This is a genomic window from Arenibacter flavimaris (genome assembly GCF_030291335.1).
GTDB lineage: Bacteria > Bacteroidota > Bacteroidia > Flavobacteriales > Flavobacteriaceae > Arenibacter.
In genome coordinates this window covers 53326-79653 of the sequence record NZ_JASWIM010000009.1, presented here as the reverse complement: position 1 = coordinate 79653, position 26328 = coordinate 53326, and the positions used below count along the sequence as shown (strand labels likewise).

Annotated in this window: 15 protein-coding genes and 1 pseudogene; 13 read left to right on the top strand and 3 right to left on the bottom strand. The window is 41.2% G+C overall.

Features of this window, described 5'->3' with window-relative positions:
• The first annotated feature begins 442 nt into the window (after window positions 1-442).
• On the top strand, window positions 443-1309 hold the full coding sequence (locus QSE00_RS09590; RefSeq protein WP_286105769.1) for an AraC family transcriptional regulator: 867 nt from the start codon (window positions 443-445) through the stop codon (window positions 1307-1309).
• A gap of 96 nt (window positions 1310-1405) precedes the next feature.
• Here QSE00_RS09590 and QSE00_RS09585 read toward each other — a convergent pair whose 3' ends face one another.
• Together QSE00_RS09585 and QSE00_RS09580 are read right to left on the bottom strand one after the other, a co-directional pair.
• The gene (locus QSE00_RS09585) at window positions 1406-3097 is read right to left on the bottom strand and encodes a DUF885 family protein (RefSeq protein WP_286105768.1); all 1692 of its coding nucleotides are present in this window, start codon (window positions 3095-3097) and stop codon (window positions 1406-1408) included.
• A gap of 138 nt (window positions 3098-3235) precedes the next feature.
• Window positions 3236-4927, bottom strand: a complete 1692-nt coding sequence (locus tag QSE00_RS09580; protein ID WP_286105767.1) for a DUF885 family protein — start codon at window positions 4925-4927, stop codon at window positions 3236-3238.
• A gap of 1035 nt (window positions 4928-5962) precedes the next feature.
• On the opposite strand from QSE00_RS09580, the gene QSE00_RS09575 reads away from it, so the two are divergent.
• The 12 genes and pseudogenes from QSE00_RS09575 (at window position 5963) to QSE00_RS09520 (ending at window position 22989) form a co-directional block, all read left to right on the top strand.
• The gene (locus QSE00_RS09575) at window positions 5963-7459 is read left to right on the top strand and encodes a sodium-dependent transporter (RefSeq protein ID WP_286105766.1); all 1497 of its coding nucleotides are present in this window, start codon (window positions 5963-5965) and stop codon (window positions 7457-7459) included.
• A gap of 20 nt (window positions 7460-7479) precedes the next feature.
• Entirely contained in the window at window positions 7480-10092 is a 2613-nt protein-coding gene (locus QSE00_RS09570; RefSeq protein ID WP_286105765.1) for a WD40/YVTN/BNR-like repeat-containing protein, read from the top strand.
• A gap of 48 nt (window positions 10093-10140) precedes the next feature.
• Complete coding sequence (locus tag QSE00_RS09565; RefSeq protein WP_286105764.1) at window positions 10141-12474, top strand: VPS10 domain-containing protein; 2334 nt, start codon at window positions 10141-10143, stop codon at window positions 12472-12474.
• Window positions 12475-12484: 10 nt separating this feature from the next.
• Window positions 12485-13708: a M24 family metallopeptidase gene (locus tag QSE00_RS09560; RefSeq protein WP_286105763.1), complete on the top strand. Its 1224-nt coding sequence runs from the start codon at window positions 12485-12487 to the stop codon at window positions 13706-13708.
• 120 nt (window positions 13709-13828) lie between these two features.
• On the top strand, window positions 13829-14332 hold the full coding sequence (locus tag QSE00_RS09555) for a Cif family virulence factor (RefSeq protein ID WP_286105762.1): 504 nt from the start codon (window positions 13829-13831) through the stop codon (window positions 14330-14332).
• Between the two features lie 271 nt (window positions 14333-14603).
• Entirely contained in the window at window positions 14604-15836 is a 1233-nt protein-coding gene (locus QSE00_RS09550; RefSeq protein WP_286105761.1) for an ROK family transcriptional regulator, read from the top strand.
• A gap of 78 nt (window positions 15837-15914) precedes the next feature.
• Window positions 15915-17057 (top strand): arylsulfatase, encoded by a 1143-nt coding sequence (locus QSE00_RS09545; protein WP_353477452.1) that lies wholly within the window; start codon window positions 15915-15917, stop codon window positions 17055-17057.
• Window positions 17005-17295: pseudogene (locus QSE00_RS09540) on the top strand (dihydrodipicolinate synthase family protein); the annotation flags it as partial. The gene QSE00_RS09545 and the pseudogene QSE00_RS09540, both read left to right, overlap by 53 nt.
• 429 nt (window positions 17296-17724) lie before the next feature.
• A complete protein-coding gene (gene rhaM, locus QSE00_RS09535; protein WP_286105760.1) occupies window positions 17725-18039 on the top strand; it encodes an L-rhamnose mutarotase in 315 nt (104 codons plus the stop codon).
• A 226-nt stretch (window positions 18040-18265) separates the two neighbouring features.
• On the top strand, window positions 18266-19282 hold the full coding sequence (gene mgrA / locus QSE00_RS09530; RefSeq protein WP_110356056.1) for an L-glyceraldehyde 3-phosphate reductase: 1017 nt from the start codon (window positions 18266-18268) through the stop codon (window positions 19280-19282).
• A 279-nt stretch (window positions 19283-19561) separates the two neighbouring features.
• A complete protein-coding gene (locus QSE00_RS09525; RefSeq protein ID WP_110356055.1) occupies window positions 19562-20230 on the top strand; it encodes an FAD-binding oxidoreductase in 669 nt (222 codons plus the stop codon).
• A gap of 212 nt (window positions 20231-20442) precedes the next feature.
• Window positions 20443-22989 carry a phosphocholine-specific phospholipase C gene (locus tag QSE00_RS09520; protein WP_286105759.1) on the top strand — a complete coding sequence of 849 codons (2547 nt, stop codon included), beginning with the start codon at window positions 20443-20445 and terminating at the stop codon, window positions 22987-22989.
• Window positions 22990-23128: 139 nt separating this feature from the next.
• On the opposite strand, the gene katG is transcribed toward QSE00_RS09520, so the two are convergent.
• The gene (gene katG / locus QSE00_RS09515) at window positions 23129-25387 is read right to left on the bottom strand and encodes a catalase/peroxidase HPI (protein WP_286105758.1); all 2259 of its coding nucleotides are present in this window, start codon (window positions 25385-25387) and stop codon (window positions 23129-23131) included.
• Window positions 25388-26328 lie beyond the last annotated feature (941 nt).

Below are 26328 nucleotides of genomic sequence, written 5' to 3'. Positions count from 1 at the left end.
CAAGTTAATTATAAAGTGAACTATTCCTAAGGGAATTTACTTAACACAGTAAAATATGCAAATAATTTGTTAAAATACAATCATAATTATGTATGTATAGCGGAATTTCATTAAAGAATCTCCATTTTAAAACATTTTAAATGTCGTCATTATCCCAATTAACGAGTTTTAATCAAAAAGGAAAGTTAGGATTGTATGGAGTCAGGACCTTATAACCATTGACCTGTAAGTTGAGTTGATGATTTCTTGGCGATGTAGGAAAAAAGATTTATCAGGGTTGGACCAATTCGTTAAAAATAGTTTGCCAACTGGTGCAGCTGTGAAATTCCAAAGGGTCCATTACATTTTTTTATGGAATTATGTTAATATACGCTAGATATTGGGTAACATTATTTAGTGCTTTCTATTCAATTTTTTTTACTTTAGGGTAAACTTATTATATATGAAAGTGTTTCCATATCAAATTCTTAGGTCAAAGGATGAGAATATTTTTGTTAAGATAGATAGGGGTGATATTTTTTATGATAAGCTACATCAACACGAGGAAATACAGATTGCCCAGATTGTCAAGGGAGAAGGGCAACTGTTGATGTCGGAGACAGTTAGCTCTTATCGCCCAGGAGATATATTTGTTATAGGCGGGAATAGTCCCCATCTTTTTCAGAGTTTGGAACGGCAGGAGGATTCTTCCCACATGATTTCGGTGTTTTTTACCAAAAAGAGTTTTGGGGATAATTTTTTCAATATTTCCCAACTCCAACAAATTGGGAACTTTTTTGAAAAATCCAAAGCGGGTTTCAAACTAAAAAGGAGGACGCCCACTGTTGACAAAATAATGCAACGAATGCCTGAGGTAGATAAATTTTCGCAGTTTCTACTTTTTCTAAAACTTTTAAAGATATTAAGTAGTTCCGAGTCCGAGTTGCTAACGGATTATGTGTATGGTCAAAATATCTCAACCAATGACAGTAATCGTTTAAAGGTGATAATCGATTATGTTATGGACAATTTTCACAATGATATTACCCTTGAAAAAATCGCTGATCTGGCTTGTATAACCCCTAATGCCTTCTGTCATTTTTTTAAACAGCGGACCGACAAGACATTTTTTCAATTTTTGATCGAAATAAGAATAGAGCATGCCTGTCACTTAATCATTAAGGACCATGATCTGACCATGGCGGATATATCTGCAAGGTCGGGCTTTAAATCAATTTCAAATTTCAACCGTAAATTCAAGGAATTAAAAGGAATGACCCCTTCTCAATACTACCGGAAGAAGAATAGGACCATGGCTGGATCATATTAAAACCTCAATATCCACTGGACTCCCATAGTGGCCACATATGGCTGGGGCAAAGAGCCAATAGTATGTGGGTATTTTGACCTCCCTTCCTTTCCAACATTATTTGAAGTCTGTAGAGAATTTCCATTTAGTTTTATATCCCTTGGAAACAGGGAGATCTAAAAGTAGATTTCGCAACATTTCTATGGGCATTTTGTTTTCGTGCATTACCCGGTCATGGAATTCCTTTTCGGTCCACCCCTTAGCCAGTATTTCGTTCCTAAGGGCGTAAAACTGAAGTCCCCCCATCATATAGGCCAATTGGTATAGGGGTGGATAGGTGGAAGTAAATGATCTGCGTACCTCGGCCTCGGCATTGGCATATTCATGCCCTACCTCGTTGACCAGCATGTCTATACATTGTTGGGGCGTCATTTCCTCCATATGAAATTTTAAGGAAAAAATGATACGGGCACATCGATGTATCCTCCAAAATAGTGTTCCCATTTTTTGTTCCGGGGTCTGGGGGAACTCCTTGTTCCATAGTATAATTTCCCAATATAATGCCCATCCCTCGGACCAAAATGGCGTACCAAAGGCACCTCTATAATTCTTATATCTAGAATTCATGAAGAATTGCAGGTTATGGCCCGGTAGAAGTTCATGTTGTACGGTGGAAAAGGAGAAATTGGGATTGTTGCCGCGCATACTCATCAACTTTTCTTCTTGTGGCATTCCTTGGGTAGGATAGGAAATAATAATATCCCTGCCCCCTAAAAAAAAGGGACTGATCTTTTGTCGCTCTGGGGACATCATTTTCATTCCCCAATTTTCCTTGGCCATTTCAGGAAGGGTAATAAGGTCGCGCTCCTCTATAAACGCGATGGACTTATCATAAAGTTCCATAATGGCTTCCGGTTGTTTTCCAGCTGGCACATAGGTGTTTTTAACATGCTCCAAAGCGGCTTTCCAATCCTTGCCATAGCCCAATTCCTCGGAAGCTTTGATCATTTCGGCCTTGCACCAGTCAAATTGTCTTTGGGCCGTTTTAAGAAGGTCGTCCGGGGTATAGGGGATAAACTCTAGTTTGAGGTTCTCTATTAGGGCTTCTTTGCCAATTGGTTGCCCAATAATACCACTGCCATCGTCCTTTATACTATTGTTGGAGTAGTTTTGCCTTAAAAATTCCTCATAGGTGTCCAGCTTTTCCTCTAGGCCAGCGTAGGGCACCTTCATCCACCAGGTAAATTCCGGGTCATATCCATTATAAAAGAAATAAGCCTCCTTTAATCCCTCACGGAGCGATGCAATACTCTTCGCAGCCTTTTCGGCCTGTTTCCAATCTATAAAGGGACTTTCTTTTAATGCAGTTATTTTTTTGTCTATATTCTTTTCCGCCTGGTTAAAAACATCCGCCAGTTTATTCGATTCCGGTTGTTTGCCCCGCCTTCTTTCCTTTATAAAAGTATAGAGGTCGTCAGCGAAATGGGTTACATGGGCTATTTCCTTAAACGCATTGTAATCCAATGAAAGTAAGTAGCTTTCCTTGGCTATCAAGTTTTTTAAAAGGACATAATCTATTTTTCCCTGTTGGGAAAGGGCCTTGAAATCAACCTCTTCAATTTTTTTGTCCCAATCTTTGTAAAAGGCAGTGAACCTTGTATAAAACTCCTGGGACTCCTCCATGCCATAGGTTCTTTTTAAAGTATAAGTGTCTGCCCTGAAAGTATTGATTAAATCGATAAGTTCGCTAGCGCTGGCCGAGGCAGCTCCACAAAACAGAAACACTAATAAAATCCATTTTTTTCTCATTTCTTATGGGTTAAATTGAGGGCCACGGCCCGGTTGAAACTCTTTTTCTTTTTTAAAATAAAATCGCTTACCAAGTTTTGGTTACTATGCCAATGGATATGTTTATGTTATCCATTTATTTTTTTATGCATTTGATAATTATTTAAACTCTGTTGAAAATTTCCAGTTGGTTTTATAATTTTCGTATACTGGAATTTCCAATAGCAGGTTTCGAAGTAATTCTACAGGTATCCTACCTTCCTGCATTACCCTATCGTGGAATTCTTTTTCGGTCCATCCCTTGGCCAATATTTCATTCCTTAATGCATAAAATTGCAGTCCGCCCATCATATAGGCCAATTGGTACAACGGTGGGTATCTGGTAGTGAACGATCTTCTTACCTCGGCCTCCGCATTTGCATATTCATGTCCTACCTCATTGACCAATAAATCTATACATTCTTGAGGCGTTAATTCTCCCAAGTGGTATTTAAGGGAGAATATGATACGCGCACATCGATGTATTCTCCAAAAAAGGGAGCCTATTTTTTGCTCGGGGGTTTGCGGAAACCCTTTGTTCCAAAGTATAATTTCCCAGTACAAAGCCCAACCCTCTACCCAAAATGGGGTGCTAAAGGCATTGCGGTAGTTCTTCTGCCGGGTGGTCATGAAAAACTGTAGATTATGCCCGGGCAATAGCTCATGCTGTACGGTGGGAAAGGAAAAATTGGGGTTGTTGCCCCTCATACTCATTAACTTGTCATCATGGGACATGCCTTCGGTGGGATAGGAAATACTAATCTCCGTACCTCCGGTAAAAAAGGGATTTACTTTTTGCCGCTCTGGGGTCATCATAATCATGCCCCAGTTTTCCTTGGCCATTTCCGGTAAGGTTATGAGGTTTCTGTCTTCAATAAATTTTATGGATTTATTGTATAATTCCATTATGGCCTCAGGTTGTTTCCCTGGGGGTACATAGGTGTTTTTTACATGTTCCAAAGCAGCTTTCCAATCCTTGCCATATCCCAACTCTTCGGAAGCTTTTATCATTTCGGCCTTACACCATTCGAATTGTTTTTCGGCTGTTTTTATCAGTTGCTCTGGGGTATAGGGAATGAATTCCAGTTTAAGGTTTTCTATCAAGGCATCCTTGCCTATTGGTTGTCCAATGATACCGCTACCGTCATCTTTTACACTGTTTTCCGAGTAATTTTGGCGTAAAAATTCCTCATAACTGATTAATTTTTCTTCGAGCTTGGCATAGGGCATTTTCATCCACCAAGTAAATTCAGGGTCATAGTCATAGTAAAAGCTATATGCTTCTTTTAGTCCTTTTCGTAGTGATGCAATACTCTTGGCAGCCTTTTCTGCCTGCATCCAGCCTTTAAAAGGAATTTTCTTTAAAGTGGACATCTTATTGTCTATCGTTTTTCCAGCCAAGGTAAAAACATCTGCCAGTTCATTGGATATGGGCCGTTTTCCCCTCCTTCTCTCCTTTATAAATTTATAAATGCCGTCTGCAAAATCCGTTACATGGGCTATTTCCTTAAACGCATTGTAATCCAAAGAAAACAAGTAACTATCCTTCTTTATTAGGTTTTTTATAAGTACGTAATCAATTTTACCCTGTGGGGAAAGGGCTTGGAAGTCGATACCTTCAACTTTCCCTTTCCAGTCTTTGTAGAAGGTGGTAAACCGTGAATAATATTCTTGGGACTCCTCCATGCTGTAGGTCCTTTGCAAAGCTCTGGTATCTGCCTTGTAAGTATTTACCAAATCGATAAGTTCACTGGCCCTGGTTTGGGATATTCCGCCAAATAGCATTATTATAAAGATAACCTTGATTTTCATTTTAATTAGTTGTTTAGTTAATATTAAGGCCAATCGCGAGCCTTTTGGAAATTATGTGTTTATTATTTAGTATCGAACGACCTAACCGATAGGAATGTTGAAAAGGCAACATTTCCCTGTTCCTTGGTAACTTTTTATAGGCAATTATAGCTAATAATTGAAAATCTCAATTGTCCTTGATGGTAAAATTGACATTTAGCGCCCATACATCAATTATACTCTTAAAACTTCCCAGTAATCCTGCTGCCTAAAAATACCACCTTCCCGTCTTCCCCGATATTTCCAATTTCCCTTTTATAAAGAAGGCAATGTTATATTACATTGGTTGGCACTATAAAAATTGATAAACAAGTAGGGAAATAATCTAATTGGAATTTCCTTTTGAATCCTGTCTAAAAGAATCGTTGTGTAAGGTTTTTAAGTTTACAGCAACCAGAATTACAGTACTATGTAGACAAAATTAACTCCGATGGCTTAAAAGTTGTTAGTGGATTTTCATGAATATTGGTACTATTTTACGCTATGTTAAGCAGTTTTGTGTAGAGGAACCATTGAATTTAGTAGTTTTAAAAATAGGAATTTTTTTGGGTATTCTAAATACTGTAGGATTGAATGGTATTTTGTACAATACCATAAACGTGGGTTTGGAGTTAGCCCCCGTTATTACCGGTTAGGTTGTTATAGATTGGTTAAGGCCTGATTTTCCGTAGGTAAAATGAACCAAGGGTTATGGTTTGGTAAGGGTTGTCTGCCGTGGCTCGGTCATAACCATAGTTGGAATATATGTACCGGTTGGTATGGTTTAGGGAAAACGAAGGGAAGTGTTATCCAGCAATCTCCCACTTAATAATAATAGGTTGCTGAAAACAAATTAACCTTCCGGATTGGAGGACATTGCAAAATATTGAAAAGTGTATAGGAGCCAAACAGCTACTGTATTGGAATCGTTCCAATAAAGAAAGGCAATTGGCTCTATCCATATCCCACAAAAGTGTATTGTGGATATAGCGGCAAAAGTGTTAATTAGTATTTTTTATGGCAGGATCCAAAAAAAGTGAACAAAGATTTTCAACCCGTTGGGGGTTCTTATTAAGTGCCTTGGGAATAGCTATCGGAACGGGCAACATCTGGCGCTTTCCCAGAATAGTGGCCCAGAATGGAAGTGATGAAGGAGGAGGGGCCTTTATCTTGGTCTGGGTGTTATTTCTTTTTCTATGGAGTGTTCCGTTGATTATTGGGGAATACGCCGTAGGCATAAATAGTAGGAAGGGGGTAATTGGATCGGTAATGGTTACCGCGGGCAAGAAATTTGCCTGGATAGGATCTTTTATGACCTTTGTGGCGACGGCCATAACTTTTTTTTATTCGGTAATTGTGGGTTGGTGCGTATTTTATTTTATTCACACCCTCTTTAATGAATTGCCAACTTCTACTGAAATTGCCCTTTCCACTTGGGAAAACTATCAAACAGGGGGGTGGCCATTGGTCTCCCATGCCGTGGTAATGCTTTTGGGCGGTCTCGCTATTTGGAAGGGGGTTAAGGGCATTGAAAAAATCAATAAATTGCTGATACCTATATTGTTGGTAATTATCTTGGTAGCCCTCATCCGGGCCCTTACCCTTGAGGGTTCTATGAAAGGCATCAGCTACCTATTCACTATTGATTGGAAACAGTTAAGTGACCCCAATATTTGGGTGGCAGCACTGACCCAAAATGCTTGGGATACCGGTGCTGGTTGGGGAATGTTCATTACTTATGGTGCTTATATGCAAATGCGTTTCGGAATTGTGAAAAATGCCTTGATTACCGGATTAGGGAATAATGTTATTTCATTGGTATCCGGGATAATGATTTTTGGGACTTGTTTTGCCATTATGGGTTCCCAAATGGGCAGTTCGGACGGTGAAATTTTGGAGGTTATGAAAAATAGTGGTCCAGCATCAACGGGTCTAACATTTATTTGGATACCCCAACTTTTTGAGAAAATTCTTTTTGGAAAACCGCTGACCATTCTATTTTTTTTAGGTCTGTCCTTGGCGGGTTTTTCATCCCTTATTTCCCAGTTGGAACTTACGGTACGTACCTTTATAGATGGAGGGATGAAGAGGTCTACCGCCATATTGTTACTGGTTGCCATTAGTTATCTTTTTGGAATTCCTTCGGCCATGAACCTAAATGTACTCACCAATCAAGATTTTGTCTGGGGGTTGGCATTGCTTTTATCCGGCGGGCTTTTTGCTTTTGTGCTCCTCAGGTTCAAAGCCTCAAGGATTAGAAGTGAAATATTGGATAGGAATCCCTTGGATATCAAGCCAGGGAGACCATGGGACTTTGTTGTTACTTATTTTATACCTGCGGCTTCAATTTTACTTCTTTCCTGGTGGTTGATCAGTGATGGGATGAACGAGAATTGGTATGATCCATTTGGTCAGTCGAGCCTGGCAACTTCACTCTTTCAGTGGGGAATTGTAATAACCGTCCTGGTCGTCATGAATAAATGGATAGCCCGAAAGACGGATGAAAATTCATAACCTTGAGAAAATACCAACGGATGAAAAGACACTTTTACCTCGCTATCAGTTTGCTGCTTTCTTTTGCACCAATAATAGGAAATAGTCAACAACCTGCTTCACCTTTGGAAGCATCGTATGTGCAGCATAGGAAACTTCGGGAAAACAAAACCTTGGGATTGCAATGGGAGCGTCTTGGACCTGTACTTAATTCTGCAAGAGTGGAATCCGTACAGTTAGACCCCACCCATCCAGGAACCATGTATGTGGCATTTGGATCAGGCAACCTTTGGAAGACCACCGATAATGGACTTACTTGGCGGACACTTTTTGATGATCAACCGGTTTTGGGAATAGGGGATATAGCGCTTGCACCTTCCAATCCTGATATTCTCTATGTGGGAACGGGGGAGAGCTTAAAGAAAGCTAGGAATTTTACGATGCCCGGGAACGGTGTTTATAAGTCTGTAGATGGTGGGAATACTTGGAAACATTGCGGTCTGGACGACTCATGGCATATAGGGGAGATAGCTGTGCATCCTACAAATCCCGATATTGTAGTGGTGGCCGTATTGGGACATTTCTGGTCGACTAACGAGAATAGGGGTATTTATAGAACCATGGATGGTGGCGATACTTGGGAGCATGTACTATACGTAGATGGGAAAACGGGAGCAAATGATATAGTTATTTCCTCCTCGGACCCCAATGTAATGTATGCTTCCATGTGGGAGAATAATCCAGGTATTTCAGGCAAAAAGAGCGCCATATATGTGAGTACGAATGGAGGTGGGACCTGGGATAAATCTTCCAATGGCTTTCCGCAAGGACCTCATGTTGGGAGAATAGGGGTTGCGGTATCCTACACCAACCCCTTAAAGGCATATGCTTTGGTGGATAACAAGGGGCAAAAAGAAACGGCTGAAATATATAAAACCTTGGATGGGGGAAAAAATTGGGTGCGGACCCACACGGAAGATTTAATGATCAATTCTGTAGTGGGCTGGTATTTTCAGGATATCTATGTAAACCCAAAGAACGATGAAGAGATTTTTGGTCTTGGTGTGCGAATGGCCCATAGTAGTAATGGAGGCCAGGATTTTAGTTTAATTGGAGGCGATGTGTACCACCTATTTCCAAGTGATGCGGATCGGCTTCATCTGGATCAGTGCGAGCTTTGGATCAACCCAGAATTTCCGGATCACATGGTGGTTGGTAATGATGGTGGTCTCTATGTTACTTACAACAAAGGGAAATCATGGATGCACCACAACAATATTCCTGCAGGGGAATTTTACGATATTGCTGTGGACAACCAAAATCCGTATTTGATCTATGGCGGCACACAGGACGATGCCACTGTATATGGCCCCGCAGCGGAGTGGGATCCAAAATATGCGGATCAGTGGAAATACCTTTGGGTGGATGCCTGGAGTGGAGGCGATGGCTGCATTACCCAAGTAGATCCAGAAGACCCCAATACGGTATATTTCAGTTCGCAGAACGGGGCTGCTAGAAGGAAGGATATGCAGAAGGACCGATCCATATCCATTAAACCCAAATTGCCCAAAGAACATAATGGGACCTTACAATATAATTTTGTGACCCCATATGTCATTTCCCATTTTGATTCCAAAACACTCTATCATGCAGGAAATTATGTCTTTAAGACTACAAACAGAGGTGATGATTGGCAGCTTGTTAGTAGCGATCTGAGTAAATCTTCCGATCCTGCAAAAGCGTCTTTTTCTGCTGGAGCTTTTGCCGAGTCCCCAATAAAACCGGGAAATTTGTACGTAGGTACGGATAAAGGTGCTTTTTGGGCTACCAATAATGATGGCGCTACATGGAAGGAATTTTCAAAAGGTCTGCCCAATGGGTATATACGAAGTATTGTTCCTTCAAAATACGATGACTCCAGAATCTATATTACTTTGGCAGGGATAAATTATGACGACCATTCCAATCATATTTATGTGACAGAAAACGGAGGTAAAGTGTGGCGTAAATTGCAGGCAAATCTACCGGACGAAACAGCATACGTTATCTATGAAGACCCCCAATTTGAAAATGTAATTTACGCCGGGCTCTTACGTGGGGTGTATATTTCCTCGGATAGGGGCGCCTCTTGGTCCTTATTGGGAGAAAATATGCCGATTGTTGCCATTGCAGATTTGGAGATCGAAGAAAACACAAGGGATCTGGTGGTGGCAACTCATGGCAGGGGTATTTATAAAACAAACCTGAAGCCACTGCATGAGGCATTGGAGTTGGGGCTCCCCTTGAAAAAGAACTATCTATTCGCCACTCCTCCCGTAAAAAGGCCATGGGTAAACGATACCCATAAGGATATTGACTACAATTCCATCAATAAGGTGCCCATTACATTTTGGACAACAAAAAGCCAGGACGCAATCATTAAAATTTACAACCAAGGGGGAGAATTGGTCTGGGAACATACCTTGGACGCAAAGCAGGGCATGAACCAATTTAGATGGAACCTTATCACCAAGAGCCAAAGTAGCCCTTTGCCATATTTTATCCATTATGATAAATTCATGGAGAAAGGGACTTACAAAATAGTGTTGGAAATTAATGGAGAGAATTTGATAGGAACCTTAAATGTGGAGGAAGGAATAAAACCGCGGAATTAATCAACGGGATTAATTGACAAATATTAAATAAACAAAACCCTATATGATATGTTCGGATTAAATAGAATAAAAAATACCCTAAAGGTAGTCTTGGTTAGTTTGATGATATCAATGACAGCCAGTGCCCAAACCCATTCATCACCAGAATTTAGGGAAAAAGCCTGGCAAGATCACGTTCAGCTAAAAATGAAATCTCCATACACCAATTTGGAATGGAAAACCGTTGGTCCTGAATTTATGGGAGGTAGAATAGAAACGATTGCGGGCCACCCGAATAGGCCCAATACCCTCTATGTGGGCGCTGGGTCTGGAAACCTTTGGAAAACAGAAAATAACGGAACAACCTGGAAACCCATTTTTGATGACTATTCCACAGCGGCAATGGGTTGTATTGCCATAGCTCCTTCGAACCCTGATATTCTGTGGTTGGGGACAGGGGAAGTTTTAATGGCCCGGAGTTCTTTTGCCGGAACAGGTGCATTTAAATCATTTGACGCGGGAAAAACATGGGAACATATGGGTCTTTTGGGTACCAACCACATTGCGCGTATTGTAATAGATCCAGAGGACCCCAATATAGTTTACGCCGCGGCAATAGGGCGGAATTATGGTCCCAATGAGGAACGGGGAGTATATAAAACCGTGGATGGGGGTGCTACATGGGAGAAGGTACTATATATATCAGAAAATGTAGGCGTGGCCGAAATAGTAATGGATCCTTCAGATAATAAGACCCTCTTGGCAGTGGCCTGGGAAAGGGATAGGAAACCATGGAACAACAAAGTTTCGGGTGCGGGAAGTGGAATTTATAAAACAATTGATGGTGGTAAAAATTGGAAAAAGATTACGGCCGGACTACCTGTTGGCGAGAAGGTAGGACGCTTCGGGCTTTCTTTTTCCACCTCAAATCCTGATATTGTTTATGCCGTACTGGATAACCGCAACCCCAAGCCGGACGATGCCAGTGACACTCGGAAAAATAATCATAGGCCCCAACTAATTCGCGGGGAACTATATAAAAGCCATGATAAGGGGGAAACTTGGAGAAAAACGCATGAGGGTAGCATTCCAACGGGTATTGGCGATGATTTCTGTCTTATTCGCGTGGCGCCCGACAATGAAAACGATGTCTATATTTTAGGGCAGAAATTAATGCGCACTGTGGATGGTGGCAAAACCTTTCTGCCTACGGGTGAAACTATTGTCCATTTACTTTCCCATGAAATCAGGGGCATGCATTTGGATATGCACGACATGTGGATCGACCCGATCAATCCTGATAAAATAGTGTTGGGTAATGATGGGGGAGTATATATATCCTATGATAGGGGCGATAGCTGGCTGCACCATAACAATTTTCCAATTGGAGAGTTTTATGCCGTTACCGTAGATAATGCGGTCCCCTATAATATTTACGGGGGCACCCAGGACAATGCTGCCCTTATAGGTCCAGGAACGCATAATGTTGGGGATAGACTTACCAAATTTGGAGTGGAAGATCCATGGAAACATGTGTATTTAGATAGATGGGGCGGGGGAGATAGTTATTTTACGGAAGTGGACCGTTTGGATCCAAATATTTTATATTATGAACATCAGTTTGGTGAATTAAAGAAAAAGAATATGACTACTGGGGAGACCTTGAGTATAAAACCTAAGGAATCTTCCGGCGAACCTCCCTTAAGAAGAAATTGGATGACCCCATTTGCAATTTCACACCATAATGCACGTACTATGTACTACGCGGCCCAGAAATTATTTCGATCAAAGGATAATGGGAACAGCTGGGAGACCATGAGTCCTGACCTAACCACAGATCCGGGTCCTGAAAAACAGGGCAATGTTCCCTATGGAACTATTACATCCATTTCAGAATCGGTATTGAATGCAGGGCTTATTTATGCCGGTACCGATGATGGCAATGTTCAGGTGACCAGGGATGGGGGTAAGAGTTGGAAACTGGTGAACAAAGGTTTGCCCAAAAAGTGGGTTTCGCGTGTACGGGCCTCACAACATAGCGAGCAAACCGTTTATGTAACCTTAACGGGGTACAGGGAGGATGATTTTGATAAATATATATACAAGTCTACCAATTATGGCAAGAATTGGCGATCAATTTCAGGTAATTTACCTGCCGAACCCATCAATGTGGTAACTGAAGACCCAAGAAACCCCAATATCCTATATGTAGGTACGGATCTGGGGGCATATGTAACTACAGATGGAGGGGAAAATTGGCATATATTGGCAACAGGATTGCCCACAGTGGCAGTCCATGACCTGGTTGTACAGGAAAGGGAATTGGACTTGGTGGCAGGTACTCATGGGCGCAGTATATTTGTTTTGGATATTGAGGAAATCAAAGGTTTAATTAAAGATTGATAAGGACTATATGAAGGCTTATGGTATAGGAGGTTCAAGTATGGAAGAGGAATTGGCTGCTATTACGCCAAGGGCCCAAATGGCTTTGCCCATACAGATAGAAGAATACAATGCCCGTATATTGAAGGCATGTCAATTAATGGAGCAAAACTGCGTTAAGGTCATGTACTTGCATGCGGGGACCAATTTATTGTATTTTACGGGGATGCGATGGAATTCCAGTGAACGCATGGTTGGGGCCCTGTTGTTTGCAGATGGATCTTTGGAATATATTGCCCCTGAATTTGAAAAAGGGACCCTATTGGATTTTATGATCGTTGATGGTCATATTAATTGTTGGCAGGAACATGAAAACCCTTATAAATTATTTTCATCTGTAATAGTTGAAAAAGGTATCGATGAAGGTCAGGTCTTTTTGGACGAGTCAACTCCTTTTTTTATATCAAATGGGATACAGAAGGCCAATTCAAACCTTGGTTTAATTGATGCAAAACCAATTACAGCCGGTTGTCGGATGATAAAATCCCAAGCGGAATTAGATCTTATACAACAGGCCATGGATATCACTATGGAGGTACAAAGGGCAACTGCTAGGATTTTAAGAATAGGAATTAGTGCCAACGAGGTAACCAATTTTATTAATGAAGCGCATATTCGATACGGTATTCCCTCGGGATCCTATTTCTGCATTGTATTATTTGGAAGGGATTCTTCCTTTCCCCATGGTGTTAAAGCTCCCAAAAATTTAGAGGCGGGGGAAGTGGTTCTGATCGATACGGGTTGCATGTTGCACGATTATATTTCCGATATAACACGGACTTATGTGTTTGGGGAACCAACTAGTTTACAAGGCCGTATTTGGAACATAGAAAAGGAGGCCCAACAAGCGGCTTTTAAAGCGGCGAAGTTAGGGGCCTCATGTGCCTCCGTGGATATGGCGGCCAGAGCGGTCATAGAGGCACATGGTCTGGGGCCGGATTACGGACTTCCGGGGCTTCCCCATAGAACAGGTCATGGCATTGGATTGGATATACATGAATGGCCGTACATCGTAAAAAATGATAACACTCCCTTAAAACAAGGAATGTGCTTTAGTATTGAGCCTATGATTTGTGTTCCTGACAATTTTGGTATTCGCCACGAGGACCATATTTATATGACCGAAGAAGGGCCAAAATGGTTTACGGAACCCATTCATTCCATTTCAGATCCTTTTAAGGTCCTAAAGCAATAAGCACGGGTTTTGTATACCCAAAGTGTATCTTTGATCTTGCGGGAATATTCATAAAATGCCCATTATTTTAGATACATTGAATTGAAATCAACTATTTAAATGTTTTAAAACTATAATTAAATGAAAAATAAAAAGGAAGTCAGGGCATTTTTAAAAGTAATGTTTATAGGCTTGTTCTTCAGCTGTAATGTCATTGCCCAGAACAGAATAACCGAATTGAATACCTATTGGAATGTGGTAAAGGAAAAAGTGGAAGCCGGGGATGTTTTGGGATATGGGACAACATTCCATGAAGATGGGATTTTGGTTTCGGATAGGGGAGAGGTGTGTTATCCTTTAAAGGAGGCATTGCATAAATGGAAGGAGGGACTGGAAAAAACCAAAAAAGGCCTAACCAAGGTGAAATTGGATTTTCGATTTTCAGAACGGACAGGCGACAGTACCACTGCTTTTGAAAGAGGTATATTTAGGCATGATTTATTGGACGAGAATGGCGAACGTGTGGTGAGGTTTATCCATTTCGATGCACTTTTGACCAAAAAGAAAGGAAAATGGCAGTTAATGCTCGAGCACCAAAAATTACCCGCAACTAAGGAAGAATGGCTGGGCATGGGGAAAATGTGACCTTAATCCCAATAATTGGCCCACAATCAAGTTCAGATTCTTTCACCACTCTGGTACGTTATAATCCGTGATTCTTTTTAATACTTATATTATAAGTTAGTTGCAATAGGGGTAATATCCACTGTTTGGGTCGTTAGGCGGGTGATTTGTATTAAACTAGCAAACATCTGGTATTTACTATTTAAATTGGATACATTTTTTTAAAAAGTTTTAAGAGAAAACCATTTATGAAAGGTATTTTAATATCTTTGGTTTAGTTAATATCCAAAGAATGAAAAAAGAATATGCAAAAATGGATGCGGCCTCTTTGCATCTTGCCAATAAAAAAGTTGTTTTAAAACTTATTAAGCATAACAGTCAAATTAGTCGCTCTGCCCTGGCCAAAGAGTCTGGGTTGACTCCTCCATCCATAACTCGTATAGTGGATGAATTGATAAATGTAGACGGTTTGGTTGAAAGTCTAGGAGTGGGCAATTCCAGTGGAGGAAGGCCCCCCTTGATCGTAAAATTCAAAAACGACAATAATTATATCATAGGGATAGATTTGGGTGCCACCTATATCAGGGGGTGCATGGTGGATTTAAATGCAAATTTCGTATCCGAGATCCAAGTTCCTACAGAATTGGAAAAGGGTTTTGCGAGTATTGTAGACAAGGTGGTCAAATTGATTCATAAGCTTCAAAGTAGGAAGGAAGTCGAGGCTACTATCTGGGGAGTTGGTATTGGTGTGGCCGGTTTGGTCAACAGTGAAACTGGAATTATTGAATCTTCCCCCGATTTTGGTTGGACGAATATAGATTTAAGGAAAGAGCTGGGCAAACATTTGGATCTTCCATTTTTTTATGATAATTCCACTCGATTGATGGCATTGGGCGAGTTGAAGATGGGAGTAAAGGAAAATCAGAAAAATTTTGCAGTAATAAATATTGGATACGGTATTGCTTCAGGGCTTGTGGTTGAAGGAAATCTTTTAAAAGGGTTTTCTGGATTTGCGGGAGAGTTTGGGCATATTCCTGTAGATACGGATAGTGATGTTCAGTGTAAATGTGGTATGTATGGTTGTCTTGAGGCATTGGCTTCGGGTCATAGGATAGCCTCGTTGGGCAAGCAGGTCTTGGCCGGGAACAGGTCGGAAATGTTGAAGGAACTTTGTATGGGGAATGAAGATCTTATTACGGCCGAGTTAGTGGCTAGGGCAGCTAAAAAAGGAGATCCGGCATCTATGAAGATTTATGAGGATGTGGCCGAGTATCTGTGCAAGGGAATTGGGACTATCGCTAATTTATTAAATCCGGAAACCGTTTACATAGGTGGGGGAATTTCACTAAACGGGGATCTGCTCTTTGACTTGATTGATCAAAAAAGGGACAAGTATTTGTTGGCAGGTAATGCAAGGGTAAATATTCAGCCTTCCACCTTTGGGGATCAAGCAACTTCAATTGGTGCGGTTTCCGTGGTTTTGAATAAAATTTTAAACTTGGAGTTGTCGAGTAATATGATCTAAAACAGGCGTATATCCAATACATGGAAACAATCTCTCTCCTTATTCTTCCAAAGGAATATAAATAATCAAAAAAAATAAATGGGAAAATTAAAAAATATTCTTTTAGTGCCTGTATTTGTTATGGCACTATTTAGTTGTAAGGAAGCCGTTAAAAGTAAGGTGTCAAAAGCCGACGGACCCAAGAAACCCAATGTTATACTTATAATGACAGATGATCAGGGTTATGGGGATCTGGCAAGTCTTGGAAGTCCCTATGTAAAAACACCCAATTTGAATAAATTCTATAATGAAAGTGTGCGGTTTACCGATTTTCATGTAGACCCTTCCTGTTCCCCTACAAGGTCTGCCTTGCTCACGGGTAATTATTCTGCCAGGGCGGGGGTGTGGCATACTATAGGGGGTAGGTCTTTGTTAAAGGAAGGTATGGTAACCATGGCCGATGTATTCAGTGACAATGGGTATAAGACCGCTGTCTTTGGAAAATGGCACCTAGGTGAGAATTATCCCTTTAGGCCAAATGACCGAGGCTTTCAGGAAGCTGTGGTACATGGAGGGGGCGGAATAGGCCAATCCCCGGATTATTGGGGCAATGACTATTATGACGATACCTATAAGCACAATGGTAAATTTCAAAAATATAAGGGTTATTGTAATACGGTTTGGTTTAATGAGGCCATAGATTACATTGAGAAAAATAAGGATGAGCCATTTTTTTGTTATATCCCTACCAATTTACCGCATGCCCCATTATATGTAGATGAGAAATATGTTGAGCCGTTTAAGGGTAAAGTTCCGGAGCGTTTGGCAAAATACTACGGGATGGTGGAAAAAATAGATGAAGATGTTGCAACCCTATTTCGCAAAGTGAAGGAATTGGCCTTGGAGGAAAATACCATCATCATTTTTATGACGGATAATGGACCGTGTCCGTGGTTTGGGGGTGTTGAAATGGATTTTGAAACCGGTTATGTGGAGGAAGGGTATACTGCCGGTATGCGAGGAGCCAAAATATGGGGTTATGAGAATGCACATAGAGTTCCATTTTTTATTCGATGGCCCAATGGAGGGATACAAGGCGGAAAAGACATAGATGCCCTGTCGGCACACATAGATGTGTTGCCTACACTAATAGAGTTATGTGATTTAAAAGGAGCAGATAGTTTAAAGATGGGTGGCAGGCTTGGTTTGTGCCTATCCTGCGGAAACAGTGGCCATTTATAATTTGGTAAAAGCTGCTAAGGTTGATGAGGCCTTGGAAATCTATCGCTGGTTTATGCCTCTATTGGAGTTGGATATTAGCCCGCAGTTGGTCCAAAATATTAAGCTGGCGGAAGTAGCCACAGGTATTGGAACGGAAAATGTTAGAGCCCCTAGGCTGCCCTTGCAGGGAGCGGAAAGGGAACGTGTTTTGAAAATAATTGATACCGCTATGAAAAACAGACCAATATTGTCGGCTTAAAGAGCCCAATAAATGGTTCTGGCGCAGGTAATCATAATAATACAGGAATGAATAAAGGCTTTCAAATTATTGAAAGCCTTTATTTGTTTAAGGGGAAGAATAAGCCTGAATGAACTAATCATGACCCATCCTAATTGGAGTAAACTTTATTTGGTACCATAATTATTCTTATGGTTAATCCTGCTTGGGTTATAAGTGAACGGCCTTCGGCAATACTATTAAGTCTGTTATAATGGAAAACAAGGGTTAAAAACATCGTTCACGAATGTCTCCCGCTAATAGTGTTACAGTTTGCTTTTATAGTTTTGAGGTACTTGTCATTTACAATAGCAGTACTGTGCAGGATACATTTGTCTACCTCATGGTTTAAATTTGTAAAGGTCCCCATTGGTTATAATTTGATTGCACTAACCCCATAAGAAAATAATCATGATGAGAAAGGCATTTAAAATGAAGCTCTATCCTAACAGTATTAAAGCATATATGCAAAGACACAATCCAATATGGAAGGAGTTGGAAGAGGTGCTAAAAATACATGGGGTTCACAATTACAGCATTTTTTTTGATAGTGAAAGCCATATATTGTTTGGTTATGCAGAATTGGAATCGGAAGAAAAGTGGAATGCCATAGCCAATACCCAAATATGTCGGGATTGGTGGGCACATATGGCAGACCTCATGGAGACCAATGAAGACAACAGTCCACTCTCGTTAGATTTAGATGAGGTCTTCCATTTGAAGTAAAGTTAAAAATAGGTTTGGCAAACAGGGAATATTGTTATGCCCTTGTCCATACCGTAATAAATGGACCACACCGGGCCTTAGGCCGGTATGGATGGAATTTTTGTTGCCAAGAAATAACCAAAAGCAAGGCATAGTATTATTTACCATTACTCTACAAGGTCTTCCCAAACTTAAAAGATTTGCTAACTTAGGGCTCTATTCAAATTCATAAGATAATTATAGCAAAATGAAAATAAACGACTCTTTCGATCCTGGCCTATATAAGGCCAATGATAAACGTTACGATACTATGCAATACCGTCGCTGTGGAAACAGTGGTATTCTTTTGCCCTTAATTTCGTTGGGGCTTTGGCATAATTTTGGCCATACCGACAATTTGGAGATGGGCCGCAATCTTTTGCGCTGTGCCTTCGATAATGGGATAACCCATTTTGATCTAGCCAATAACTATGGTCCCCCGTACGGCGCTGCTGAAGAAAATTTTGGACGCATTTTTAAAAAGGATTTTCAACCCTATCGGGACGAACTTATTATTTCCAGTAAAGCGGGTTGGGATATGTGGCCGGGACCCTATGGTAATTTTGGGTCTCGCAAATATTTGATTGCCTCGGCCGATCAAAGTCTTCAAAGAATGGGACTGGATTATGTTGATATTTTTTACCACCATAGACCGGATCCGGACACACCTTTGGAAGAGACCATGGGAGCCTTGCATCATTTGGTACAAAGAGGGAAGGCGCTTTATGCGGGTATTTCCCAGTATCCTGCGGAACTTACGTCCAAGGCGGCGAAAATCATGAAGGACTTGGGCACGCCATTATTGATCCACCAACCTAGATATAATATGTTCGATCGTTGGGTGGAAGATGGATTGCTTGATGTGTTAAAAGAAGAGGGGATAGGCTCCATTGCATTCTCTCCATTGTCACAGGGCGTATTGACCAAGAAATATCTAGAGGGTATTCCAAAAGATAGTAGGGCAAGCAAGGATGGCCGTTATTTGAAGGAAGACCAGATTACACCGGAAGTTTTGAACAAGGTAGGTCGACTCAATAAACTGGCAGGGAAGCGTGGCCAAAGCCTAGCCCAAATGGCCATTGCCTGGTTACTGAAAGATCCAAGGATTTCTACCGTTCTCGTTGGTGTGAGTAGAACAGAACAACTGCTGGATAATTTGGAAGCTCTCAAAAATATTAAATTTAGTGAAACAGAACTAAAGGAGATAGAAAGTATTTTGGGGTAATAGGGAATTTTTGTTTATTGGGCCTGTCTACATTGGATTGGGCCGAAGAACATATATTTTATTAGTGAAACTCAATTTTGAGAAGTCCGTAAGACGCACTTAAAATTGCAAGTTGAACTAATCCCGCCTTTTTCGGCGGGATCTAGGTTCAAGACCTCGACCCTAGGGTCGATTCCTATTATTGGGTTCAGGGCTTGCCTTTGTCGGCAGGATTGCTCTGAGGTTTAATACTTTTTATTAACTTGATCCCTGTAATTAAATTAGCACTGTTTATAATCAATGAAGCAACATATTGTTAAGATTTTGGAGGCACATTATATTACCCATGATGTAAAACGTTTTGTAGTGGAAAGACCTGCGGGTTATGATTTTATTCCGGGACAGGCAACCGAGGTCGCCATTAATCTGCCCGAGTGGAAAGACCAATCGCGGCCCTTTACCTTTACCTCCATAAGGGAGCATGGGTTCCTGGAATTCATGATCAAGATCTATAATGATCATGAAGGGGTGACCAAAATGTTGGGACGCACCCACGCCGGGGCGGAACTTATTCTTCATGAAGCCTTTGGGGCAATACAATATAAGGGGCCTGGTGTATTTATTGCAGGGGGAGCTGGCATTACGCCCTTTATATCCATATTTAGACATTTATATACCCATAAGAACCTACATGGCAATAAATTGATTTATTCCAATAAAACGTCGGAAGATGTTATTATGGAAGAAGAATTGCAAAAGATGCTGGATGGTAGTTTTATAAAAATATTTACCCGCGAAAATGTGGTGGGATTTAGGGGAAATAGGATAGATAGAAAATTCCTTATTGAAAATATAGTCGATTTTGGCCAGAACTTTTATTTATGTGGTCCTAAAAAATTTGTACAAAATATCACCGAACTACTATTGGATCTCGGCGCCACAGCGGAGACCGTCATCATTGAAAAATGATGGATTATTTCGCCGAAATGGCAATTCATTTTAGAATCCATATTTATTGTTTGTTTTTGTGAAAGATACCTTGGATTATTTTTTAACATAGTGAGATGTACTCCATTACGGGCAACGGGAATTTACACCTGGAAAACATTTAATAAAAAAGTAAAAAGGCTATATTTAAATGCTTTTTTTATACGCACAAAACTTAAACCAATAAATATATTATGGATACCAGAAGGGATTTTTTAAAGAAGGCAAGTATGTTGGCCGGAGGAATGGGCTTAACGGCAAGTCTGCCACCCTCCATTCAACGTGCCTTGGAAATTGACCCCGAAAATGGAACTACCTTTAAAGACGCCGAGCATGTGGTCTTTCTAATGCAGGAAAACCGTTCGTTTGATCACTGCTTTGGAACTTTGCAAGGAGTTAGGGGCTTTAATGATCCAAGGGCCATTTCATTGCCGAACAAAATACCTGTATGGCTACAAAGTAATAAGGACGGGGAAACCTATGTGCCATTCCGCTTGAACCTGAAGGAGACCCAGGCCACTTGGATGGGAGATTTACCCCATAATTGGGAAAGTCAGGTAGATGCCCGTAATAATGGAAAATACGACCAATGGCTCGTAGCCAAGAAGGCGGATAAGGAATACGGAAATATGCCACTTACCTTAGGCCATTATAACCGTGAAGACCTACCTTTCTATTATGCCTTGGCCGATGCCTTTACCGTATTTGATCAGCATTTTTGCTCGGCGCTCACAGGAACCACCACCAATAGAAGTTATTTTTGGACTGGTAAATCTTTCGATACAGAAGGCAATAGACCTTGTGTCCGAAATTCTGAGGTAAGCTATAATAGTGAGGCCAGTTGGAAAACCTATCCGGAAAGACTGGAAGAAAATGGCATTTCTTGGAGGGTTTATCAGAACGAGATCAGTTTGCCGACCGATGTGGAAGATGCATCCCTGTTGGCCAATTTTACCGATAATAACCTAGAGTGGTTCTCTCAATATAATGTTAGATATAGCTCCGGTTTTCAAAAATATATAAAAGGGAGGCTCAAGGAGTTGCCGTCGGAAATAGAGGTTTTGGAAAAGGGGTTGGACAAGCAAAAAGAGGAAAGGAAGGCCGAGCATTTAAAAGAATTGCAAAAAAAAAGACAGCAACTGGAACAAATCAAAGAGGTTCTTAAAACTTGGAATTCCAATGATTTTGAAATACTTTCGGATTTTCAAAAAAACCTTCACCAGAAGGCCTTTACCACCAATATTGGAGATCCTGATTATCATAAGATAGAGGAACTTAGCTATAATGATAATGGTCTGCAGCGCACCTTAAAGGTACCCAAGGGAGATATCCTGCACCAATTTAGACAAGATGTGGACCAAGGGAAATTACCAACCGTTTCCTGGTTGGCGGCGCCTCAGAAATTTTCGGACCATCCGAGTGCTCCCTGGTACGGGGCATGGTATGTCTCCGAAGTACTGGACATCCTCACCAAAAATCCTGAGGTATGGAAGAAAACGATTTTTGTGCTAACCTATGACGAGAACGATGGGTATTTTGATCATATACCTCCTTTTGTAGCCCCCAATCCCAAGCATACCAAGAATTTCACCATAGGGTTGGATACCTCGGAGGAGTATGCCACTTTGGAACAGGAGATGGCAAAAAAAGATATGGATCCGGAGGATCCTAGGGAAAGTCCAATGGGACTGGGGTATAGGGTTCCAATGGTAGTAGCCTCACCATGGAGTAAAGGCGGATGGGTCAACTCTGAGGTGTGCGACATAACTTCTACCTTAATGTTCTTGGAAGAGCTGATACAGAAAAAAACGGGCAAAGTTGTAAAGGAAACCAATATTAGTAGTTGGCGCAGGGCCATTAGTAGCAACTTAACCTCTGCCTTTAGGCCTTATAACGGGGAGCCTTACACCATTCCCAAAGCTATAGAACGCAACCATTTTATGCAGGAGGTCTACAATGCCAGCTTTAAGGGATTACCCAATGACTTTAAACCTCTGACCGGTGATGATATAGCCAATGCCAAAAGGGATCTTTATAAGAATTCGTTTATGCCACAACAGGAACCTGGAATTAGGGATTCCTGTGCATTGCCCTACGAGTTATACGTAGATGGACACTTGAATGCGGATAAAAACTCGTTTCGTATTCAGTTTACGGCTGCCGACGCATTTTTTGGTGATGCGGCCAAGGGAGCACCTTTTAATGTATATGCCCCAGGAAACTATAAACAGGAATCTCCTAGTGGTGATTTGCAATTTTTGCCTGTACAAACATGGCCCTTTGCAGTAGGGAAGGGTGATAATCTGGATTATGAATGGCCTCTGGACCATTTTGAGGGCGGAGAATACCATTTAAGGGTATATGGTCCCAATGGTTTTTTTAGGGAATTTATGGGGGCTGTCTCCGATCCGGAATTGCAATTAAGTTGTGGTTATCAAAAAAAGAGGGGATTGATAAAAAAGTTATCGGGCAATATAGAGATTCAAATTACCAATACTTCCAAGAAAAAGGATATCGATATTATAGTGATAGACCATGCCTATGGTAATCCTGAACAAAAAATTCAGATCAAAAAGGGTACGGTAGGGACCATGGTGGTCAATAGTTCCAAAAGTTATGGATGGTATGATTTTTCGGTGCAGCTCCCAGAATATTCTGGTTTTGTAAGGAGATACGCAGGGAGGGTAGAAACCGGGAAAGCGTCCAAGAGCGATCCCTTTATGGGAAGAGTTGTTTCTTAGCTTACCTGTGATTTGTACTTAAGGTTTTAAAATAAAAATCCCATCCTGAATTTTAGGATGGGATTTTTTAATCAATTCCACTGTTTGTGTAAATCTTCCTGCGGTTTTGCTCAGCAAATGATTTCCTTAATCTTATGTCTTAGTTTACAAGGTCAAATCTATCAAGATTCATCACCTTGGTCCAAGCGGCTACAAAATCCTTCACAAACTTGTCCCCTGAATCTTCGCAGGCATAAACTTCGGCAATGGCTCTTAATTCGGAATTGGATCCAAAAATAAGATCCGCACGGATCCCGGTCCATTGACGTTGGCCTGTTTTGCGGCTATATCCCTCAAAGATGTTTTGGTCATCTGAAATGGCCTTCCAAGTGGTATCCATATCCAATAAATTTACAAAGAAATCGTTGGTCAAAGCACCAGGGCGTTTGGTGAAGACCCCGTGCTGGGACCCGTCAAAATTGGTGTTAAGAACTCGCATCCCGCCAAGGAGTACAGTCATTTCGGGAGCGGTCAAGGTCAATAATTGGGATTTGTCCACAAGTAATTCCTCCGCTGTTACCTCGTAAGTGTCCTTTACATAGTTTCTAAAACCATCGGCACGTGGTTCAAGGGGTTCAAAAGATTCCACATCGGTTTGCTCCTGACTTGCGTCGGTACGACCAGGGGAAAAAGGAACCTTCACGTTCTTTCCGGCATTCTTTGCAGCATTCTCTATAGCGGCGTTCCCTGCCAAAACAATAAGGTCTGCCAAGGAAACCCTTTTATTTCCGGATTGTGCGGCATTGAATTCTTTTTGTATGGCCTCCAACGTATTCAGAACTTGGGCCAATTGCTCGGGGTTGTTTACCCTCCAATTTCTTTGTGGCGCCAATCGCACACGTGCTCCATTGGCACCCCCTCGCTTGTCGGATCCCCTAAAAGTAGAGGCGGAAGCCCAGGCGGTAGAGGCCAATTGGGCAATGGAAAGGCCAGTTGCCAAAATTTTGGATTTCAGATCGGCCATATCCCTATCATTGATCAATTCATGATCTACGGCGGGTACAGGATCTTGCCAAATCAATTGTTCTTTGGGTACTTCTGGACCTAGATAACGTGATACTGGCCCCATATCGCGGTGAACCAATTTGAACCAGGCACGTGAATAGGCATCGGCAAACTCTTCAGGATTTTCCAAAAAATGCCTTGATATTTTCTCATAGGCCGGATCCATCCGCAGCGAAAGGTCCGTGGTCAACATAAAGGGTGCATGCTTTACCTCTGGATTGTGGGCATCAGGCACCGTACCGGCACCAGCATTGTTTTTAGGTTTCCATTGGTGTGCTCCAGCAGGACTCTTGGTCAGTTCCCATTCGTAGCCAAAAAGATTTTCAAAGAAGGTATTGCTCCATTTTGTGGGAGTATTGGTCCAGGCGCCTTCTATACCACTGGTAATGGTATCGGCACCCTTGCCGGTCCCGTAGTTGTTCTTCCATCCTAGGCCTTGCGCTTCAATACCTGCCGCTGCAGGCTCTGCTTCCACATATTTGGTAGGATCTGCGGCACCATGGGTTTTGCCAAAAGTGTGTCCCCCCGCTATAAGTGCTACCGTTTCATAATCGTTCATTGCCATACGGCCAAATGTATCCCGTATATAATGTGCGGACTCAACAGGGTCCGGATTGCCATTATGACCTTCCGGGTTTACATAAATCAATCCCATGTGGGCAGCTCCAAGAGGAGTTTCCAATTCCCCGTTTTCGGAATAACGTTCCTTGTTTCCCAGCCATTCCGTTTCCGAACCCCAATATACATCTTGTTCGGATTCCCATATATCCTCACGGCCTCCAGCGAAACCAAACATTTTTAATCCCATGGACTCGTGAGCACAATTTCCGGCCAATATCAATAGATCGGCCCACGATAACTTCTTGCCATATTTCTTTTTTACAGGCCATAGCAATAAACGCGCCTTGTCCAGGTTGGCATTGTCCGGCCAACTATTTAAGGGGGCAAAGCGTTGTGATCCGGAACCGGCACCACCACGACCATCTTGTATACGATAGGTTCCGGCACTATGCCAGGCCATACGGATAAAGAAAGGGCCATAATGGCCGTAATCTGCAGGCCACCAATCCTGACTTGTCGTCATTAATTTGTAGAGGTCGTTCTTTACTGCTGCCAGATCCAGCTTTTTAAACTCTTCGGCATAATTGAAATCGGGCTCCATAGGATCCACCAATGAAGAATTTTGACGCAGTATATTTAACTTTAATTGATTTGGCCACCATTCGCGGTTGCTGGTACCTCCACCCGCTACTTGATGCAATTCGCCATTTAAAAAAGGGCATTGTGCGCTTGACTCGTTTACATCCCATACTTTTCCGTTTGAGGATGGGCTTGAATGTGATTTATTTTCCATTTTATATAGTTTTATAGGTTTTGGATTAGTTCATCCTTAAATTTACAATAATTTTTTCTGATGGATTTTAAAGATTCATCAATAAAACTTATAGGTGTTAGGGAAAACTTATGGCCCAATACAGGCAGGGCTTTAACTCCCTTGGTAGAATTTTACAATGGATAGATCAAATTAAGCTCAGATAGAAAATAATTTTTAGATGAAAATAAAAGATTTAATAACTTTAAATGTTACAGATTTATAATTCAATGTCAATGGTAATTGTCGTTCTAAGATTTATTAGTGAAACTCAATTTTGAGAAGTCAGTAAGACGCACTTAAAATTGCAAGTTGAACTAATCCCGCCTTTTTCGGCGGGATCTAGGTTCAATACCTGGACCCTAGGGTCGATTCCTATTATTGGGTTCGGGGCCTGCCTTTGTCGGCAGACTTGGATCTAGGGCGGCTTTTTCCGCCCTAATCAAGTTGAACGTTAAAATTCACGCAGAATGACTGAAGAGTTTTAACTCAAAGTGATTATTTAGAATCTTGCTGTTAATGGTAACTGTAACTTAATATTTAGACATTGTAAATTTCAATAATTTAGAAAATAAAAGTAGATTTTTAATAAAAGATAGACTCGAATTAAACTAGATAGGTAACATTTTAAGATGGTTCCCTCAATTTCGGGACGGACATAACCCGGTATTCAAAAGGGATTGTGGATATTCAAAATAACTACTTAGAAATTTTAGGTAGTCTTTTTTAATAACATTTAAATTCCTACTTGATTAGGTTTTGGATATTTTGATATATTTTACCTTTTATTTAGTGTAAGTTCGGGTAGGAGTTTGCCTTTTCATACCCTACATTTGCTCAGTTCGCGTGTTACGGGAAAAAATTTACCGCTTAACGTAGTTCATCGCCCACCTCCATGGTCGTTGGCGCTTACCACCGGTTTA